General features: G+C 72.3%; 12 protein-coding genes. 9 read left to right on the top strand and 3 right to left on the bottom strand.

Features of this window, described 5'->3' with window-relative positions:
- Positions 1-125: 125 nt before the first annotated feature.
- Positions 126-1250 carry a GuaB3 family IMP dehydrogenase-related protein gene (locus tag JIW86_RS17505; protein WP_215143909.1) on the top strand — a complete coding sequence of 375 codons (1125 nt, stop codon included), beginning with the start codon at positions 126-128 and terminating at the stop codon, positions 1248-1250.
- 76 nt (positions 1251-1326) lie between these two features.
- Here the strand turns inward: JIW86_RS17505 and JIW86_RS17500 are convergent, their stop codons facing one another.
- Together JIW86_RS17500 and JIW86_RS17495 are read right to left on the bottom strand one after the other, a co-directional pair.
- Complete coding sequence (locus JIW86_RS17500) at positions 1327-1803, bottom strand: hypothetical protein (protein ID WP_257554739.1); 477 nt, start codon at positions 1801-1803, stop codon at positions 1327-1329.
- Between the two features lie 116 nt (positions 1804-1919).
- Positions 1920-3149 (bottom strand): nucleotide sugar dehydrogenase, encoded by a 1230-nt coding sequence (locus tag JIW86_RS17495; protein WP_215143905.1) that lies wholly within the window; start codon positions 3147-3149, stop codon positions 1920-1922.
- 256 nt (positions 3150-3405) lie between these two features.
- On the opposite strand from JIW86_RS17495, the gene JIW86_RS17490 reads away from it, so the two are divergent.
- From JIW86_RS17490 to JIW86_RS17460, 7 genes are all read left to right on the top strand, one after another.
- Positions 3406-5112: a glycerol-3-phosphate dehydrogenase/oxidase gene (locus JIW86_RS17490; RefSeq protein ID WP_215143903.1), complete on the top strand. Its 1707-nt coding sequence runs from the start codon at positions 3406-3408 to the stop codon at positions 5110-5112.
- A gap of 251 nt (positions 5113-5363) precedes the next feature.
- Positions 5364-7550: a serine/threonine-protein kinase gene (locus JIW86_RS17485; protein ID WP_322975529.1), complete on the top strand. Its 2187-nt coding sequence runs from the start codon at positions 5364-5366 to the stop codon at positions 7548-7550.
- 79 nt (positions 7551-7629) lie between these two features.
- Entirely contained in the window at positions 7630-10017 is a 2388-nt protein-coding gene (locus tag JIW86_RS17480) for a protein kinase (protein WP_257554734.1), read from the top strand.
- Positions 10018-10142: 125 nt separating this feature from the next.
- Positions 10143-11741, top strand: a complete 1599-nt coding sequence (locus JIW86_RS17475) for a serine/threonine-protein kinase (protein ID WP_215143897.1) — start codon at positions 10143-10145, stop codon at positions 11739-11741.
- A gap of 93 nt (positions 11742-11834) precedes the next feature.
- Complete coding sequence (locus JIW86_RS17470; RefSeq protein ID WP_257554732.1) at positions 11835-13463, top strand: succinic semialdehyde dehydrogenase; 1629 nt, start codon at positions 11835-11837, stop codon at positions 13461-13463.
- Positions 13464-13489: 26 nt separating this feature from the next.
- Complete coding sequence (locus tag JIW86_RS17465; protein WP_257554730.1) at positions 13490-15286, top strand: GMC oxidoreductase; 1797 nt, start codon at positions 13490-13492, stop codon at positions 15284-15286.
- Between the two features lie 168 nt (positions 15287-15454).
- Positions 15455-17107, top strand: coding sequence for a peptidase (locus tag JIW86_RS17460; RefSeq protein ID WP_257554728.1), 1653 nt, complete (start codon positions 15455-15457; stop codon positions 17105-17107).
- A 266-nt stretch (positions 17108-17373) separates the two neighbouring features.
- Here the strand turns inward: JIW86_RS17460 and JIW86_RS17455 are convergent, their stop codons facing one another.
- Positions 17374-17637, bottom strand: coding sequence for a chorismate mutase (locus JIW86_RS17455; RefSeq protein ID WP_215143890.1), 264 nt, complete (start codon positions 17635-17637; stop codon positions 17374-17376).
- 297 nt (positions 17638-17934) lie between these two features.
- On the opposite strand from JIW86_RS17455, the gene guaA reads away from it, so the two are divergent.
- Positions 17935-19521 carry a glutamine-hydrolyzing GMP synthase gene (gene guaA, locus JIW86_RS17450; RefSeq protein ID WP_215143889.1) on the top strand — a complete coding sequence of 529 codons (1587 nt, stop codon included), beginning with the start codon at positions 17935-17937 and terminating at the stop codon, positions 19519-19521.
- Positions 19522-19664 lie beyond the last annotated feature (143 nt).

The following is a 19664-nucleotide window of genomic DNA, read 5'->3' as shown; positions in this document are numbered from 1 at the left end:
CCCGCCCCTTCGCCGTGCCCGCCCCTCGTGAAATGCCGCAGTCGTCCGTACAGCGGTCACCGGAACGCGGGCCCCCGGGGTTCGGGGATACTGGACGGGCAGACCCAGAGGAAAGGCCACCACACGTGACTGAGATCGAGATCGGGCGCGGCAAGCGCGGCCGCAGGGCGTACGCGTTCGACGACATCGCCATCGTCCCGAGCCGGCGTACCCGGGACCCGAAGGAGGTCTCGATCGCCTGGCAGATCGACGCGTACCGCTTCGAGCTCCCCTTCCTGGCCGCCCCCATGGACTCGGTCGTCTCCCCGCAGACCGCGATCCGCATCGGCGAGCTCGGCGGCCTCGGCGTGCTGAACCTCGAAGGCCTGTGGACCCGGTACGAGGACCCGCAGCCGCTGCTCGACGAGATCACGGAGCTGGACGAGCAGTCCGCCACCCGCCGTCTCCAGGAGATCTACTCCGCCCCGATCCAGGCGGACCTGATCCGGCAGCGCATCAAGGAGGTGCGCGACTCCGGCGTCGTCACCGCCGCCGCACTGTCCCCGCAGCGCACCGCCGAGTTCTCCAAGGCCGTCGTGGACGCGGGCGTGGACATCTTCGTGATCCGCGGCACCACCGTGTCGGCGGAGCACGTCTCCGGCGCCGCCGAGCCGCTGAACCTCAAGCAGTTCATCTACGAGCTCGACGTCCCGGTCATCGTGGGCGGCTGCGCCACCTACACGGCGGCCCTGCACCTGATGCGCACCGGCGCCGCGGGCGTCCTGGTCGGCTTCGGCGGCGGCGCCGCGCACACCACGCGCAACGTGCTCGGCATCCAGGTCCCGATGGCGACCGCCGTCGCGGACGTGGCCGCGGCCCGCCGCGACTACATGGACGAGTCCGGCGGCCGCTACGTGCACGTCATCGCCGACGGCGGCGTGGGCTGGTCGGGCGACATCCCGAAGGCCGTCGCCTGCGGCGCCGACGCCGTGATGATGGGCTCCCCGCTGGCCCGCGCCACCGACGCGCCCGGCAAGGGCAACCACTGGGGCATGGAGGCCGTTCACGAGGACGTGCCGCGCGGCAAGAAGGTGGACCTGGGCACGGTCGGCACCACTGAGGAGATCCTCACCGGTCCGTCGCACACCCCGGACGGCTCGATGAACATCTTCGGCGCGCTGCGCCGCTCGATGGCCACCACCGGCTACAGCGAGCTCAAGGAGTTCCAGCGGGTCGAGGTCACGGTCGCGGACTCGCAGCACAGCCGCTGACGGTTCCCGTGGCAACGCCGGAGGGCCGGCACCCCGAGTGGGGTGTCGGCCCTCCGGCGTACGTGGTGGCGCCGGGTCAGTCGCTGACCTTCTTGGCCGAGCCGAAGGCGACGAAGCCGCCGATCGCGAGGAAGAGGAAGGACATCGCGTCCATGCTCTCCTTCCAGAGGTCGTTCAGGCCGCCGATGCCCGCCTCGCTGATGACCTCGCCCACGCCGACGCTGCCGTAGTCGGCCAGCACGAGCGCGATGAAGAAGAGCTGGCCGAGGTAGACGGCGCCGAGCGAGAGGACGGCGGCGACGACGGGCAGGACCGGGTTGCGGCCGCCGAGCTTGCCGGCGGCGAGGCCGACGAGGAGGCCGACACCGGCCGCGGCGTAGCCGACCTCGCGGTCGATGGCGTTCATGATGCCGCCGTAGGCGCCGGCCGCGACCAGGGCCGCGACGACGGCGGCGACGATGCCGAGACCGAGGTTGCCGGTGCGGGCCGGGGCCGGGGCGGCCGGGGCCTCGGTGACGGAGTCGGGCGCCGGCGGCTGGAAGTTCTGGCTCATTGGGAAATCCCCCCCAGGGATTCGGGCATGCGAACGCCCGGAGGGCGTAAGTGCGAGATAAGTGACGCCGCAGGCTAGCAGGCGGGAACGACATCCGTGAGGGGGAATTTCCGGGCTCAGAGCCGGTGGGCCGCGCCCGCCGGGCTGGCGCCGCGGGTGTCCAGGAGCAACTGGGCCTTCACCGCCAGGCCTTGCAGGTCGTAGGTGCGGTGGTGCTGGAGCAGGATCGTCAGGTCCGCGTTGGCGGCGGCCTCGTACAGGGAATCGGCCCGGGGGACCGGCTGGTCCCTGACCCGCCAGCCCGTGATGAACGGGTCGTGGTAGCTGACGAGCGCCCCCAGGTCGAGGAGGCGGCTGGCGATCTCGCGCGCCGGAGAGCCCTCCTGGTCGGCGAGGTCGGGCTTGTAGGTGACGCCGAGGAGGAGGACGCGGGCGCCGCGGGCGGATTTGCCGTGCTCGTTCAGCAGGGTGGCGGACCGCTGGATGACGTACTGCGGCATCCGGTTGTTGATTTCCTGGGCCAGGCCGATCATGCGCAGGGGGTGGCCGGGGGTGCGGGTGGTGTGGGGGAGGTAGTTCGGGTCCAGGGGGACCCCGTGGCCGCCGACCCCCGGGCCGGGGCGGAACGCCTGGAAACCGTACGGCTTGGTCTCGGCGCAGCGGATGACGTCCCACAGGTCGACGCCGAGGTCGTGGCAGAGCACCGCCATCTCGTTCATCAGGGCGATGTTGACGTGCCGGTAGTTGGTCTCCAGGAGCTGTACGGTCTCGGCCTCGCGCAGGCCGCGGGCCCGGACCACCTTCTCGGTGAGGCGGGCGTAGAAGGCGTGCGCGCTCTCCGTGCAGGCGGGGGTGAGGCCGCCGATCACCTTGGGGGTGTTGGCGATGCCGTGCGTGCGGTTGCCCGGGTCGTGGCGGCTGGGGGAGTAGGCCAGGTGGAAGTCCCGGCCGGCCCGGAGCCCGGAGCCCGCTTCGAGGATCGGGCGCAGGTACTCCTCGGTGACGCCCGGGTGGACGGCGGATTCGAGGATCACGGTGGTGTGCGGGCGCAGCCGGGCGGCGAGCGCCTGGCCGGCCTCGCCGACGGCGGACAGGTCCAGTGCGCGGTCGGCGCCGAGCTGGGTGGGGGCGCAGATGACGGCGGTACGGACCCGGCCGAGCTCGGCGGGGTTGGTGGTGACCCGGAAGCCGGCCGCCGACATGCGGCGGATCTCGGCGGCGGTGAGGGTGGAGTCCGTGACCGGACCGCTGTCATAGCCGACCGTCTCGATCCGGGCGGCGACGGCCGCCTGGGCGAGGGGGAGGCCGAGATGGCCGAGTCCGATGACGGCGAGGTCTGCGGGCATGGGGGTGCCGTCCCTTCCCTGACATGAGGGGGATGCGCGCGCAAGTCCTGTGGACAGGGAAAGCCCGGAGGGAGCTGGCGCAATGTCAGACTAGGCGTATATATGACAGATATGTCGCATTCTGGGGTGGTGGTCGCCGTTGTGTTGTCCACAGGCGGTGGCTGATGTGGGTGCGGGCGGTCAGAATCATGAAACGGGGATGTGAGCGGGATCACCCGCACGACGCGGGGAGCACCCGCACCAACGGGAGGCAGCCGTGAGGACAGCGACACTGGGACCGGCGCAGCGCGCCGAGGCCCTCGCCCGGATGGCCGAGCGGGAGCTGGACGTACTGGTCGTGGGCGCGGGCGTGGTCGGCGCCGGCACCGCGCTCGACGCGGCGACCAGAGGCCTGTCGACCGGCCTGGTGGAGGCGCGGGACTGGGCGTCGGGCACCTCCAGCAGGTCGAGCAAGCTCATCCACGGCGGCCTGCGGTATCTGGAGATGCTCGACTTCGCCCTCGTGCGGGAGGCGCTGAAGGAGCGCGGCCTGCTGCTGGAGCGCCTCGCACCGCACCTGGTGAAGCCGGTGCCGTTCCTGTACCCCTTGCAGCACAAGGGCTGGGAGCGGTGGTACGCGGGCTCGGGCGTGGCGCTCTACGACGCGATGTCGATCTCCAGCGGGCACGGCCGGGGGCTGCCGGTGCACCGGCACCTCTCGCGCAAGCGCGCGCTGCGGGTGGCCCCGGCGCTGCGCAAGGACGCGCTGGTGGGCGCCCTGCAGTACTACGACGCCCAGATGGACGACGCGCGGTACGTGGCGACCCTGGTCCGGACGGCCGCGGCGTACGGGGCGCAATGCGCCAACCGGGCGAGAGTGATCGGCTTCCTCCGTGAGGGCGAACGGGTGGTCGGCGCGCGGGTGCGGGACGTGGAGGGCGGCGGGGAGTACGAGATCCGCGCGAAGCAGGTCGTGAACGCGACCGGGGTGTGGACGGACGACACCCAGGCGCTGATCGGGGAGCGCGGGCAGTTCCACGTACGGGCGTCGAAGGGCATCCATCTGGTCGTACCGAAGGACCGAATCCATTCGAGCACCGGGCTGATCCTGCGGACCGAGAAGTCGGTGCTGTTCGTCATCCCGTGGGGGCGGCACTGGATCGTGGGGACCACGGACACCGACTGGGACCTGGACAAGGCGCATCCGGCGGCGTCGAGCGCGGACATCGACTACCTGCTGGAGCACGTGAACTCGGTGCTGGCGGTGCCGCTGACGCGGGACGACGTCCAGGGCGTGTACGCGGGCCTGCGGCCCCTGCTGGCCGGGGAGTCGGACGCGACGAGCAAGCTGTCGCGCGAGCACACGGTGGCGCACCCGGTGCCGGGGCTGGTGGTGGTGGCGGGCGGCAAGTACACGACGTACCGGGTCATGGCCAAGGACGCGGTCGACGAGGCGGTGCACGGGCTGGACCAGCGGGTGGCGGAGTGCGTTACGGAGGACGTGCCGCTGGTGGGCGCGGAGGGGTACCGGGCGCTGTGGAACGCACGGGCGAGGATGGCCGCCCGGACGGGTCTTCACGTGGTGCGGGTGGAGCACCTGTTGAACCGGTTCGGGTCGCTGACGGAGGAGCTGCTGGACATGATCGCCGCCGATCCGGGGCTGGGTGAGCCGGTCACCGGGGCGGAGGACTACCTGCGGGCCGAGATCGTATACGCCGCCTCGCACGAGGGGGCGCGGCACCTGGACGACGTGCTGACGCGGCGGACGCGGATCTCGATCGAGACCTTCGACCGGGGGACGCGGTCGGCGCGGGAGTGCGCGGAGTTGATGGCGCCGGTGCTGGGGTGGGACAAGCAGCAGATCGAGAAAGAAGTGGAGCACTACGAGAAGCGGGTACAAGCGGAGCGGGAATCGCAGCGCCAGCCTGACGACCAGACGGCGGACGCGGCGCGGCTGGGGGCGCCCGACATCGTTCCGTTGTAACTCCGGGATGCGGAAGGGGGAACCGCGGACCCGGGGCGCCCGTCCGTTGCGGAGTGAGGAACAATGAAGGTTCTGCCGGGGTGGGTTACGCGGACCCCGGCCGCCGGGTCGCTCGGCCGCCGAGTTGGCCGGCCGTCGGGGCAGGCGGAGCAGCGGCACGATCGCAGAGGGGACGCATGTCGAAGCCGGAGCACACCGAGTCACCTGCCGGGGCGCCTACGGCTGAGCCGGAAGATGCGAAGCCCGCTGTCGTGGAGCCGGAATCGGAGCCCGAGCCGGCCAACGCCGAGGCCGTGCCTGCGGCGAAGCCGGAGCCCGCGGCGAAGCCGGAGCCTGCCGCGAAGGCGGAGCCTGCGCCTGCGGTGACGGCCGAGCCCGAGGACGCGAAGCCCGCAGCGGCCAAGGCTGACCTGGCAAAGCCCGTCAATCCCGTGGTGGAGAAGGCCGATGCCGTGGCCGCCGAGGTCAAGGCCAGGGCCGAGGCCGCCAAGTCGGCCGGGACCGGCCAGGACAAGGGGCGGCTGCTGGCCGGGCGGTACCGGCTGGGGGCCGTGCTCGGCAAGGGCGGGATGGGTACCGTCTGGCGGGCCGAGGACGAGACCCTGGGCCGGACGGTCGCCGTCAAGGAACTCCGGTTCGGCAGCGGTGTGGACGAGGACGAGAAGCGGCGCCTCATCACCCGTACCCTCCGCGAGGCCAAGGCCATCGCCCGGATCCGCAGCGGCGGAGCGGTCACCGTCTACGACGTCGTCGACGAGGACGCCCGGCCGTGGATCGTCATGGAGCTCATCGAGGGCCCCTCGCTCGCCGAGTTCATACGGGAGAACGGCGCCCTCACCCCGCGCCGCGCCGCCGAGGTCGGCCTTGCCGTGCTCGACGTGCTGCGCGCCGCGCACGGGCAGGGCATCCTGCACCGGGACGTCAAGCCGTCCAACGTGCTCATCGCCGCCAGCGGCCGCGTCGTCCTCACCGACTTCGGCATCGCGCAGGTCGAGGGCGACCCCTCCGTCACCTCCACCGGCATGCTCGTCGGCGCCCCGTCCTACATCTCTCCCGAGCGTGCCCGCGGCTACAAGCCCGGCCCGCCCGCCGACATGTGGTCGCTCGGCGGCCTGCTGTACGCCGCCGTCGAGGGCGTGCCCCCGTACGACAAGGGCTCCGCCCTCGCCACCCTCACCGCGGTGATGACCGAGCCGGTGGACCCGCCCAAGAACGCCGGCCCGCTGACCGACGTCATCTACGGTCTGCTCGCCAAGGACCCGGCCCACCGCCTGGACGACGTCCGGGCGCGGGCGATGCTCAACGCCGTCATCAACGCGCCCGAGCCCGAGCCGGTCCCGGTGGCTGCCCCGCCCGCCGAGGAGACCCGGCAGATATCGCTCGCGGACGCCAAGGCGGCCGCCGAGAAGGCCGCCGCGGAGAAGGCGGCCGAGAAGGCGGCGAAGAAGGAACGCGAGCGCCGGGATCGCGAGCAGCGCGAACGCGCCCGCGCCGCACTGAAGTCGGCCCGCAAGGCGGCGGCGGTCGCGTCGGCCACGACGGCCGCCACGGCCGCGGAGTCGCCGGCGGACAAGCCCGAGTCCACGCCCAAGCCCAGCACCAGGACCGCCCCGGTGATGGCCCCGCTCACCGACGTCATGCCGCGCCGCACCATCGCGCTCGCGATAGCCGCCGTGGTGGTCGTGCTCGCGGCGGTCGGCTCGCTCATCGCCTACGCCATCAGCGGCGACGACAACGACGGCCGCAAGAACGAGGGCAAGGGCGGCAACACCAACCCGTCCGCGTCCGCGGGCCCGTCGTCGGGCGGCGCCGCGCAGAGCCCCCAGCCCTCGGCCAAGTCCGGTGAGCCGGGCGCCGGGACGGGGGGCGGCAACGCCACCCCCGGCGGCCAGGGGCAGCAGAGCCCGGGCGCCGACCAGGGGCAGGGCCAGGGCCAGGGACAAGGCCAGGGCGCACAGCCCGGGGGTGCCGGCAGTGGACTCCCGGCGGGATACGCCCTGGTGACGGACCCTGGATTCCACTTCACGATGGCGATGCCCGAGGGCTTCCACCTGACGGGCATAGCGGGCAGGAAATCGGGCGGGATATACAGCCGTGACGGCGGCTTCCCCCGGATCCAGGTCGACTACAACGACACCCCGGGCGACGACGCGCGCAAGGCCTGGATCGAATCGAATCCCGGTACGGCGGCCAGCAGCACGAACTACAAGCTGCTCAGGATCGACCTGGCGAGCTACCGGAACTACCCCACCGTCGCCGACTGGGAGTTCGAGCGCGACCAGAACGGCATCCGGGTCCGCGTCCTCAACCGCGGCTTCAAGATGGACGCGACGCACGGCTACGCCATCATGATCAGCTGCCCGGCCGACCAGTGGGACGGCCCCGAGTGCACGCAGATGCGCACCACCGCCTTCGAGACCTTCCAGCCGCTCGGCTGACCTCGGGACGCGGGCGGCCCCGGAGACGTATCGTGTCAGCGGGGCCACGGGGGTGCCCCCAGCACTCGGGGGAGGCGATGTGGAGGACTACGCGGGCCGGATCCTGGCCCACCGCTACCGTCTGCCGCTGCCGCCGACGGACGAGTACGAGCTGGTGGAGACCCGGGCCTTCGACACCCGCAGCGGGCAGGAAGTCCTGGTCCGGCAGGTGCCGTTGCCGGAGGTCGTGGACGCCGAACTGCTGGACGGGCACCGCGCCGTCCCGGTGGCCGGGGGCCGCGCCCCGGGCGATCTGCCGGCCGTGCGGCGCGCGATCGAGGCGGCGCAGGCCGCCGCGGCCATTCCCGATCACCCGCGGCTGGACCAGGTCTTCGACGTGTTCGCCGAGGGCGGGTCGCTGTGGATAGTTAGCGAACTGGTCCCGGCCAGGCCCCTGGCGGCGCTGATCGCCGACGAGCCGCTGAGCCCCTACCGGGCGGCGGAGGTGGCCTCGGACGTGCTGACCGCGCTGCGGGTGCTGCACGCGCACGGCTGGACCCACCGCAACATCACCGTACGGACGGTACTGGTCTGCGATGACGGGCGGGTCGTGCTGACCGGCCTGGCTGCCGGCGCGGCCGAGGAGGCCCTGTGCGGGTACGACCCCGTCCCGGGCGGCCCCGAGGCCTCGGGCGGCGACGAGGGCTGGGCCGCGGCTCCCGCCCCGCGCCCGGAGCCCGCGTCGCCGGACCCCGGGCCCCGGCCCGATCCCGGGTACGCGCCGCTGGTGGCTCCCGGGTACGACACGGGGCCGCGGTACACCGACCACATCACCCCAGGGCGCCCAGAGGACCAGCCGGAGCTCAAGGCCGCCGCGCGGGCCGGGGCCATCGCCGCGTACCGGGCCGGGACGCGGGCGGCCGCCGCCAAGGTCGGCGAGCAGCGCCAGGCCGACCCCATCGTCGTGCCGGAGCCGAGGCCGCAGGGGTCGGCCCTCCCGCAGGGGTACTCGTACCCGTACGGCGGCCCCGAGACCGCCGCCACCGCGCCCTGGCACGGCGCGACCCCCCGCCGCCCGGCCCTCGCGCCTCCCGAGCCGGAGCCCGACGGGGAGCCCGACCGGGAGCCCGATCCGCAGACACCGCAAACAGCACAGGCACCTCAGGCGACACAGGCGCCGCAGTCGCCCGTACTGCCCGCCCAGCTCGCGCTGCCCCAGGGCTACCGCCAGGCCGACGCCCCGGAACAGGCGCTGGCCCCGTCGACCCGATCAGCCTCGCAAACCGGCACGGGCCCCGGCACCGGCTGGGCCGGCCCGCGCAGTGGCCTGGACGCCGAGCGGGCGCGCCTGACGCGGATGACGGTCGTCGGAGCCGTCACCGAGCGCTGGGCCCCCGAGCAGGCCCGCCCCGTGACCGGGCCCTGGCAGATCGCGGCCCCCGTCGGCCCCGCCACCGACCTCTGGGCGCTCGGCGCGCTGCTGTACCGGTCCGTCCAGGGGCACGCCCCGTACCCCGAGGAGAGCGTCGCCGAACTCGTCGAGATGGTCTGCGCCGAGCCCCCGGCCTTCGCCGAGGAGTGCGGCGCGCTCCGCCCGGTCGTGGAATCGCTGCTGCGTCAGGACCCGACCGAGCGGCCGGACTTCGAGGAGCTCCGGGGCTGGCTGCGCTCGCTCGTACGGTCCGCCCCCGAGCCCGACGCGGGCTTCGCCATGCTCCCGATGCCCGATCCCGATCCCGCGCGGCTGCCCGTCGTACGCCGCCGCGGTGACCTCCACGGGCGGCACCGCAATCCCTCGGCCCCCCGCAAGCCCCGCTCGCTGGGCCGGACCCTGCTGGTCGGCATCCTGGTCCTGCTCGCCGGGGCCGTGGCGTACGCGATGCTGTTCATGCCGCGGTCCGCCGCCCCGGCGGGCCAGGGCGACACCGCGCAGACCCCGCCCAAGCAGAGCCCGTCCCAGGTCCCCACCGGTACCCCCGAGTCCAAGCCCGCACCCCAGACGACGACACCGCCCCCGACGGCGTCGGCCCCGCCCGCCCCGGCCGGGTACACCACCCAGCAGGACCCGGAGCACTTCGAGATCGTGGTCCCCGACGGCTGGGACCGCCGCGGCATCAACGAGGCCGGCCAGGTGCGCTACACCGGCGGGCAGTTCACCCTGACCGTGGTCCCCGGCCGGGACAAGGTCGAGGGCAACCCGGACCCGGCGGCGTACCAGAAGGACAAGGAGCAGGAGCTGACGCCGTACCGGACCTCCACCTGGTCCACCGTCGGCGACGTCAAGACCACCAAGGTCGGCCAGCAACTGCGCGCCACGGGCCGCTACACGTGGATCGACGGCACCGGCCGCAACGTCTTCGCCCGCAACTTCGTCGTCGCGCTCGGCGGCAGCTACCACGTCGTCATGGTGACCGGGCCGGAGGACGAACAGGGCAAGGTCACCGAAGTCTTCGAGAAGGCCACGGCGAGTTACAAGTCGGGCGGCTGAGCGGTGCCTGACGAGCAGTCAACACGGCGATTGCGTCACAGTGCGGGCTTTCCACGGCCGGGCGGTTCCGACAGCGCCCGTGGGCTCCGTAATCTGGCCTGAAGTGCAGAGAGCGGCGGGGTTTCGTGGAACAGCAGACAGGTGGGGGCGCCGTGCTGGCGGGCCGGTACCGGCTCATCGAGCCGATCGGCCGGGGCGGCATGGGCAAGGTGTGGCGCGCGCATGACGAGCTGCTCCACAGGACCGTCGCCGTCAAGGAACTGACGGCGGGTCTGTACGTCGCCCAGGCGGACCGGGACGTCATGCACGCCCGGACGCAGAAGGAGGCCCGGGCCGCGGCCCGGATCCAGCATCCGGCGGTCGTCACCGTCCACGACGTGCTGGAGCACGACGACCGGCCGTGGATCGTCATGGAGTACATCGACGGCCCCTCCCTCGCGGACGCGGCCAAGGCGGCCGGGCGCATCGAGCCACGCGAGGCGGCCAGGATCGGGCTGCACGTGCTGGGCGCGTTGCGCGCCGCGCACGCGGTCGGCGTACTGCACCGCGACGTGAAGCCGGGCAACGTGCTGCTGGCCAAGGACGGCCGGGTGCTGCTCACGGACTTCGGGATCGCGGCGATCGAGGGGGACTCCTCCATCACGCGCACCGGCGAGATCGTCGGCTCCATCGACTACCTGGCCCCCGAGCGCGTCACCGGCGGGACCCCGGGCACGGCCTCCGACCTGTGGTCGCTGGGCGCCACCCTGTACACGGCCGTGGAGGCCCGTTCGCCGTTCCGCCGCACCTCGCCCATCTCCAGCCTCCAGGCCGTGGTCAACGAGGAGCCGCCGGCCCTGAAGCAGTCCGGCGCGCTGGGGCCGGTCATCACGGCCCTGCTGCGCAAGGATCCTGCGGACCGCCCCACGGTCGTGGAGACCGAGCGGATGCTGCTGGAGGCGATGGAGGGCCGGGAGCCGAAGGCCGCCCAGGCGTACGTGCCGACGCGCGCGGTGACCTCGGAGGAACTGGCCCCGGCGCAGGACCGGCCCGAAGAGCCCGTCGTGCGGCCGGACGCCACGCCGACGGCGCAGCTGCCCGAGCCCCCCGGGCCCGCGGCCGCGCCCGAGGCGCCGGCGAACGGCTGGATCAAACGTGCCGCGGTGATCGCCCTGGTGGCGGCGCTGCTCGGCGGCGGCGGTGTCTTCGGGGCGCTCAAATACACGAGCGACACCGAGAAGGACGGCGACTCGGACAAGAACGTCAGCGCCCCCGACGACGCGGTGCCGGCCGGATACACCAAGGTCACCGACCCCATCGCAGGCTTCACCCTGTTCGTCCCGGACGGCTGGACGCGCCAGACGAACGGCGACCAGATCGACTACACCCCGGACAACGGAAAGCACCTCATCCGGATCGCCGCCGACTCCACTCCGGACTACGAGAACCCGTACGCGCACCTGCTCGACCTGGAGAAGCAGGTGCAGAAGCGGACCGACTACAAGAAGCAGCTGCTGAACCAGAACACCTTCCGGGACAGCACCCGGGCCGCGCTCTGGGACTTCAGCTGGACGGAGAAGGTGAACCACCCCGGTCCGCGCCGGGCCAGGGAGCAGATGTACATCGCCCCGGACGAGACGGAGTACGCCGTCTACATGTCGAGCCCGGTCGCCGACTGGGCCACGACCCAACAGCAGTTCGACATCGTGCTCAGCGGCTGGGAGCCGCCCCCCGCGAAGCCCTGATTCCGGCATTCTGCCAGCGATCACTGGCGGAAATGGCAAAATCCGGTTACCGGCGGGTACCCAAAGCCTGTCCGGCGCAATACGCTCACCGGCATGACGGACTCGCAGGCCCCGGCCCCCCTCCGCACCGCACCGGCACCCACCAACCCGGTCGCCCCGGCCCCGGCCGGCGCCCGCACCGCCGCCGACGTGGTGACCCCCGATCTGGTCGTCCGCCTCACCCGCGGGGTGATCGGCTCCGGCCGCACCGCCAACCACACCCCCTTCACCGGGGACCGGCTGGCGGAGCTCCCCGAGGCCACCCCCGAGGACGTGGCCGAGGCGTTCGCCCGGGCCCGCGCCGCCCAGAGCGCCTGGGCGGCCGTCCCCGTGCGCAAGCGCGCGGCGGTCCTGCTGCGCTTCCACGACCTGGTGCTCGCCCGGCAGGCCGAGGTCCTCGACCTCATCCAGCTCGAGACCGGCAAGGCCCGCCTGCACGCCCACGAGGAGGTCCAGGCGGTCGCCGTCGCCGCCCGCCACTACGGCCGCAAGGCCCCCTCGTACCTGCGCCCCAAGGGCCACACGGGCGCCATGCCCACCCTCACCAAGGTCACCGAACTGCGCCAGCCGCGCGGGGTCGTCGGCCAGATCGCCCCCTGGAACTACCCGCTCGAGCTCTCCGTCGGCGACGCCCTGCCCGCCTTCGTCTCCGGCAACGCGCTCGTCATGAAGCCCGACACCGAGACCGCGCTGACCGCACTGTGGGCCCGCGACCTGCTCATCGAGGCCGGGCTGCCCGCCGAGGTCTTCCAGATCGTCCTCGGCGAGGGCCCCGTCGTCGGCCCCGAGGTGGTCCGGCACGCCGACTACGTCTCCTTCACCGGCTCCACCCGCACCGGCCGCGAGGTCGCCCGGGGCGCGGCCGACCGCCTCGTCGGCGTCTCCCTCGAACTCGGCGGCAAGAACGCCATGCTCGTCCTGCACGACGCCGACATCGAGAAGGCCGCCGCGGGCGCCGTCCGCGCCTGCTTCTCCTCCGCCGGACAGCTGTGCATCTCCATCGAGCGGCTCTACGTCCACGCCTCGATCGCCGACGCGTTCGTGGAGCGGTTCGCCGCCCGCACCAAGGCCATGCGCCTGGGCAGCTCGCTGGCATACGGCGCCGACATGGGCTCCCTGGTGGGGACGCGCCAGCTGGAGACCGTACAGCGGCACGTCGACGAGGCCGTCGCCAAGGGCGCCACCCTCGTCGCGGGCGGCACCGCCCGCCCCGACATCGGCCCGCTCTTCTACGAGCCCACCATCCTCGACGGCGTCGAGTCGCCCATGGCGGTGTGCGGCGAGGAGACCTTCGGCCCGGTCGTCTCCATCTACCGCTTCACCGACGAGGACGAGGCGATCGCCGAGGCCAACGGCACCGCCTACGGCCTCAACTCCAGCGTCTGGACCAAGGACGCGCGCCGCGGCCACGCCGTCGCCGCCCGCCTGCGCACCGGCACCGTCAACATCAACGAGGGCTACGCCCCCGCCTACGGCAGCGCCCAGGCGCCCATGGGCGGCATGAAGGACTCCGGCCTCGGCCGCCGCCACGGCTCCGAGGGCATCCTCAAGTACACCGAGGCCCAGACCGTCGCCCACCAGCGGCTGCTCCCGATGGCGCCCTCGCTGGGCATGGACGACGAGAAGTACGCGGCGTTCATGACCCGCAGCCTCAAGGCCATGAAGGCACTCCGATTCCGCTAAATGAGACTCCGCTAAGGGGCAGCACCGTGTCTGAGTCGTACGACTACGACGTCATCGTCATCGGATCGGGCTTCGGGGGGTCGGTCTCGGCACTGCGCCTCACCGAGAAGGGCTACCGGGTCGGCGTCCTGGAGGCAGGACGCCGCTTCACCCGCGAGAGCCTGCCCAAGAACAGCTGGGACCTGCGGAACTACCTGTGGGCCCCGGCCCTCGGGCTGTACGGGATCCAGCGGATCCACCTGCTCGGCAACGTGATGGTGCTCGCGGGCGCAGGCGTGGGCGGCGGCTCGCTCAACTACGCCAACACCCTGTACGTGCCGCCCACCGCCTTCTTCGAGGACCGGCAGTGGGCGTCCATCACCGACTGGCGGGGCGAACTGGCCCCGTACTACGACCAGGCCAAGCGGATGCTCGGCGTGCGCCTCAACCCGACCATGACCCCTTCCGACGTCCACCTCAAGGCGGCCGCCGCGAAGATGGGCGTGGCGGACTCCTTCCACATGGCCCCGGTCGGCGTCTTCTTCGGCGACGGCGCCGATGCCGAGGGCCACGCGAAGGTCCGGCCCGGGGACGAGGTCGCCGACCCGTACTTCGGCGGCGCCGGACCCGCCCGCAAGGCCTGCACCGAATGCGGCGAGTGCATGACCGGCTGCCGGCACGGCGCGAAGAACACCCTGGGCGAGAACTACCTGCACCTCGCCGAGCGCGCCGGGGCCGTCATCCACCCCATGACCACGGTCACCGCGCTCTCCGAACACCCCGAGGGCGGCTACCGGGTCCGTACGGTCCCCACCGACCAGCGCCGCAAGGGCAAGGCGAAGGTGCTGCGCGCCCGGTACGTGGTCGTCGCGGCGGGTACGTACGGCACGCAGACCCTGCTGCACACCATGAAGGACCGGGGCGAGCTGCCGAAGATCTCGGAGCGGCTCGGCGACCTGACCCGGACCAACTCCGAGGGCCTGGTCGGCGCGCAGACCGACGACCGCCGCTACCGCAAGGCGCACGGCGATGGACCCGGCAAGGCGCAGCGGGCCGACTTCACCCGGGGCGTGGCGATCACCTCCTCGGTGCACCCCAACGCCGACACCCACATCGAGCCCGTCCGCTACGGCAAGGGCTCCAACGCCATGGGGTTCATGACCGTCCTGCAGGTGCCCTACGCCAAGCACCGGGTCCGCGCCTGGTTCGCCCGTACCGCCCGGCACCCCGTGCAGCTGGCCCGCTCGCTCTCCAACCGGCGCTGGTCGGAGCGGACCATCATCGGCCTGGTCATGCAGTCGCTGGACAACTCGCTGACCACCTACCGCAAGCCCGGCGGCATCGGGAAGGGACTGCTGACCGCCCGCCAGGGCCACGGCGCCCCCAACCCGGTCCAGATCGCGGAGGCCACCCAGGCCGCGACCCTGCTGGCCGAGGAGATCAACGGCTTTCCCGGCAGCAACGTCGGCGAACTGATGGGCACCCCGCTGACCGCGCACTTCCTCGGCGGCTGCCCGATCGGCGCCTCGCCGGAGGAGGGCGTGGTGGACCCGTACCACCGGCTCTACGGGCACCCGGGGATCTCGGTGGTGGACGGCTCGGCCGTCTCCGCGAACCTCGGCGTCAACCCGTCGCTGACTATCACGGCGCAGGCCGAGCGGGCGATGTCGTACTGGCCGAACAAGGGCGAGCAGGACCCGCGGCCGGAGCAGGGCGCGGACTACGTACGCCTCGCGGCGGTGGAACCGGTCCGTCCGGCGGTTCCGAAGGAGGCCTTCGGCGCGCTGCGGCTGCCGTTCCTGGCGGTCCCGGAGGTCCCGCCGAAGGTCGTGGACCAGGCCTGATGACCGGGCGGGTACCGCGCTCCCCCTCCGAGCGCGGTACCCGCCGCGGTACATGAGTGACAGGCGGTCGCCACGGATGGTTGTACCGGAATCCGGCGGCCCGGGCTGTGGTTTCGATCACACAGCGAAGTGTGCAACCGCGACGCGGGGCCACTGGTCAACGGGTGCATGAGAAAGCGCATCTCCCTGCTGGCGGCAGCCGGCCTGGCGGCCGTCGGTCTGGCCGCCGCCCCCGCGAACGCCGCGGATCCCGTCTTCACGCTCACCAGCCCGGCGGAGGTCGGCCTGCGCCCGCACCCCGGGCAGAGCGGTCAGCCGAAGAAGACCTCGGTCGAGTTCCGCGTCGAGAACGAGACCGGCAGCGTCTTCGACCGGCTGAGCACCTTCACGATCGACCTGAGCCCGCTCAAGGGCGTCGCCGACGTCGCGCTCCCCAAGGACCGGGGCGGCGACTGCACCCTCGTCGCCGCGAAGGTGACCTGCAAGGACTGGGCGATCTGGACGCACGGCAGCAACGTGGTGTCCCTGGACCTCACCGCCGGCAAGGACAGCGTGGTCGGCACGGTCGCCGACCTGACGATGACCGGCACGGCGGACGGCGCCACCTTCAAGCCGGCCACCACCAAGGTCAAGGTCGGCGGCCCCGACCTGGTGCTGGGGCCGGCCGCCCTCAAGGCGAAGCTGACCCCGGGCGAGACGCAGCCGCTGCCGATCGTCTTCACCAACGCGGGCACGGAGTCCGTCAACGGCGTGGCGCTGGAGGTGAACACCACCCATGGCATCGGGCTGGTCGAGAAGTACGACAACTGCTCCTACAGCAAGAACGACACCCCGGGCCGGCCCTGGAACGCGGGCTGGGGCACCACGGTGTGCGTCCTCGACGGCGAGTACAAGCCGGGCACGGTCTACGAGGTGAAGAGCGCGCTGACCCTCAAGGCGGAGCCGCACGCCTTCATCGACGGGATGACCTACGCGGTGCACGCGGCCGGCGCCCAGCCGAAGACCTCGCAGAAGCAGGAGCGGCCGAGCACGGGCAAGAAGCTGACCGTCGTCGAGCGGGAGGCCAAGGCCGGCCCGCTGTCCGCGGACATCGACCCGTCGGACAACCAGCACGAGTTCGACTTCCAGACGAAGAACACCGCCGACTTCGTGGCGCGTGCCGTGTCCCTCAAGGGCAAGGCCGGCGAGACGGTGAAGGCCGACTTCGGCTTCGAGAACAAGGGCCCGGCGTGGGTCGCCTACCTGCGCTCGGGTGAGGACGTCGCCCGGACGGACATCGTGATCCCGCAGGGCGCGAAGGTGACGAAGGCTCCGGAGCAGTGCTCCGGGGTCAACGCCGACGGCAGCTACCGCGAGCAGAAGCTGGGCGCCCCGCGCTACTTCTGCGGAACCACCCACATCGTGGGGGAGACGGAGAAGGTCTCCTACCCGTTCGAGCTGAAGATCGAGAAGGTCGTGGCGGACTCCACGGGCTCCATCTCGGTCGGCCAGTGGACTGCGGATGGCACCAAGCCGCAGGACTGGGACCCGAGCCACGCCAACAACAAGGCCGCCTTCGTGATCAACGCCAAGGACGGCGGGACCACGCCGACCCCGGGCCCGACCACGACCGGCACCCCGGCGCCGACGGGCTCCGCGACCCCGTCGGCCACGCCGAGCGCCGGCGCGAGCACCAGCGCGAGCACCGCCGCCACGGCGCAGGGCGGCCTGGCGAACACCGGCGTCACCGCCGGTCCGCTCCTGATCGCCGGCGCGGCACTGGTCGCCGCCGGCGGCGCGGTGTTCCTGGCGTTCCGCCGCCGGGCCACCGGGCGCGCGTAGCGGCGTAAGCACGGAACACAGAAGAACGGCCGGCCCGGGGCGTCCCCCCTGGCCGGCCGTCCTCATGGGGTGACCGGGCTGCTGTCCCCTGCCGTCCGGTCACGCGAGGGAGCGAGGTCCCACGACACACTCCCCACGGGGTGTGCGCCTCATCGCTCCTGCGGAGCCACGCGTGGTGGTGCGGTTCCGCGCCTGGCTGGCGCGGACAACCTCACCAACGAAGGGCCCCGGGGCCGGTCACGGTCCGGACGGGTGACGAACGCCCGTCAGACGCGGCCCCGGCACAGCTCCAGCAGGGTCATGGCGAGGGTGGTGCCGGGCTTTCCGAGGGCGTCGCTCCAGTGCGAGAGCACCTCCATCTCGCGGGACAGGTGCACCCGGCGGCCGCCGGAGGAGATCCGGGCCTCCTGGATGACCGTCGAGACGGCCATCCGCTCCTGGATCAGCCCGATGATCCGGTCGTCGAGGGCGTCGATGCGCTCGCGGGAACCGGCGATGAGCTGCTCGGGGGTGGTGGCGATCGTGGTCATGGTCTTCGTCTCCTGTGGTTCGTTGCGACAGGAGCGGAAACGCCAGAGCGCCCCGGTCCTGTCGGACCGGGGCGCTCTGGGAAGTTCAGTGGCTCAAGCGAGCATCACGAGGACCCATGGCGACCGGACCGGCCGGTGCCATAGGTAAAGAGGAAGCTCAGCTGCTTGCGCATGGAACGGATTATTACCTTCCGTCCCCCTCCGGGCCAACCCGGTTCGGATGGTGAGACGAAGAGGGGTGCGGGTCCCCCGTTAGAATCGACAAAACAGCCACCTCTTCCGCCGGAAGGCCGCCCCGTGCCAGAAGCACCCTCCGCCGCCCACGACAGCGCCCCGGACACGGTTCTCGTCGTCGACTTCGGCGCCCAGTACGCCCAGCTCATCGCCCGCCGCGTCCGCGAGGCACGGGTTTACAGCGAGATCGTGCCGAGCTCGATGCCCGTCGCCGAGATGCTGGCGAAGAACCCCAAGGCGATCATCCTCTCCGGCGGCCCGTCCTCCGTGTACGAGGAGGGTGCCCCGCAGCTCGACCGCTCCCTGTTCGAGGCAGGCGTCCCCGTCTTCGGCATGTGCTACGGCTTCCAGCTGATGGCGGTCACCCTCGGCGGCCAGGTCGACAACACCGGCGCCCGCGAGTACGGCCGCACCCCGCTGGCCGTCTCCAAGGCCGGCTCCACCCTCTTCGAGGGCACCCCCGAGAACCAGTCGGTGTGGATGTCCCACGGTGACGCCTGCTCCGCCGCCCCCGAGGGCTTCACCGTGACCGCGTCGACCGACGTCGTCCCGGTCGCGGCCTTCGAGAACGACGAGAAGAAGCTGTACGGCGTGCAGTACCACCCCGAGGTGATGCACTCCACGCACGGCCAGCAGGTCCTGGAGCACTTCCTCTACCGGGGAGCGGGGCTGTCCCCGACCTGGACCACCGGCAACATCGTCGAGGAGCAGATCGCGGCGATCCGCGAGCAGGTCGGCGACAAGCGCGCCATCTGCGGCCTCTCCGGCGGCGTGGACTCGGCCGTGGCCGCGGCCCTCGTGCAGAAGGCCATCGGCTCGCAGCTGACCTGCGTGTACGTCGACCACGGTCTGATGCGCAAGGGCGAGACCGAGCAGGTCGAGAAGGACTTCGTCGCAGCCACCGGCGTGCAGCTGAAGGTCGTCGACGCGCAGGAGCGCTTCCTGAACGCGCTGGCCGGCGTCTCCGACCCGGAGACCAAGCGCAAGATCATCGGCCGCGAGTTCATCCGCGTGTTCGAGCAGGCGCAGCTGGAGATCCTCCAGGAGGACGGCCCCGCGGTCGCCTTCCTCGTCCAGGGCACCCTGTACCCGGACGTCGTGGAGTCCGGCGGCGGCACCGGCACCGCGAACATCAAGTCCCACCACAACGTGGGCGGGCTCCCCGACGACATCGAGTTCGAGCTCGTCGAGCCGCTGCGCCAGCTGTTCAAGGACGAGGTCCGGATGGTCGGCCAGGAGCTGGGCCTGCCGGACGAGATCGTCCAGCGCCAGCCCTTCCCGGGCCCGGGCCTGGGCATCCGCATCGTCGGCGAGGTCACCAAGGAGCGCCTGGACCTGCTGCGCGAGGCCGACGCCATCGCCCGCCACGAGCTCACCGCGGCCGGCCTGGACCGCGAGATCTGGCAGTGCCCGGTCGTCCTGCTCGCGGACGTCCGCAGCGTCGGCGTCCAGGGCGACGGCCGCACCTACGGCCACCCGATCGTGCTGCGCCCCGTCTCCTCCGAGGACGCGATGACCGCGGACTGGACGCGCATGCCGTACGAGGTGCTCGCGCGGATCTCCACCCGCATCACCAACGAGGTGCCGGACGTGAACCGCGTGGTCCTGGACTGCACGAGCAAGCCCCCGGGCACCATCGAGTGGGAGTAGTCCCCGCGTAGTCCGCACGGAGTCCCCACCCGGACCTGAGACGCAGCCGCCGTTCCGCAAGGAGCGGCGGCTGCGTCGTTTCTATGGCCACTTGGCGAAGCCGCCGGTACCTTGCGCCGCGACCCGAGCCGTCGGAGGAGGTC

This window comes from Streptomyces sp. NBC_00162 (assembly GCF_024611995.1).
Taxonomy (GTDB): domain Bacteria; phylum Actinomycetota; class Actinomycetes; order Streptomycetales; family Streptomycetaceae; genus Streptomyces.
The sequence above is the reverse complement of the archived record's forward strand: the minus strand, read 5'-3'. Positions and strand labels throughout refer to the sequence as shown.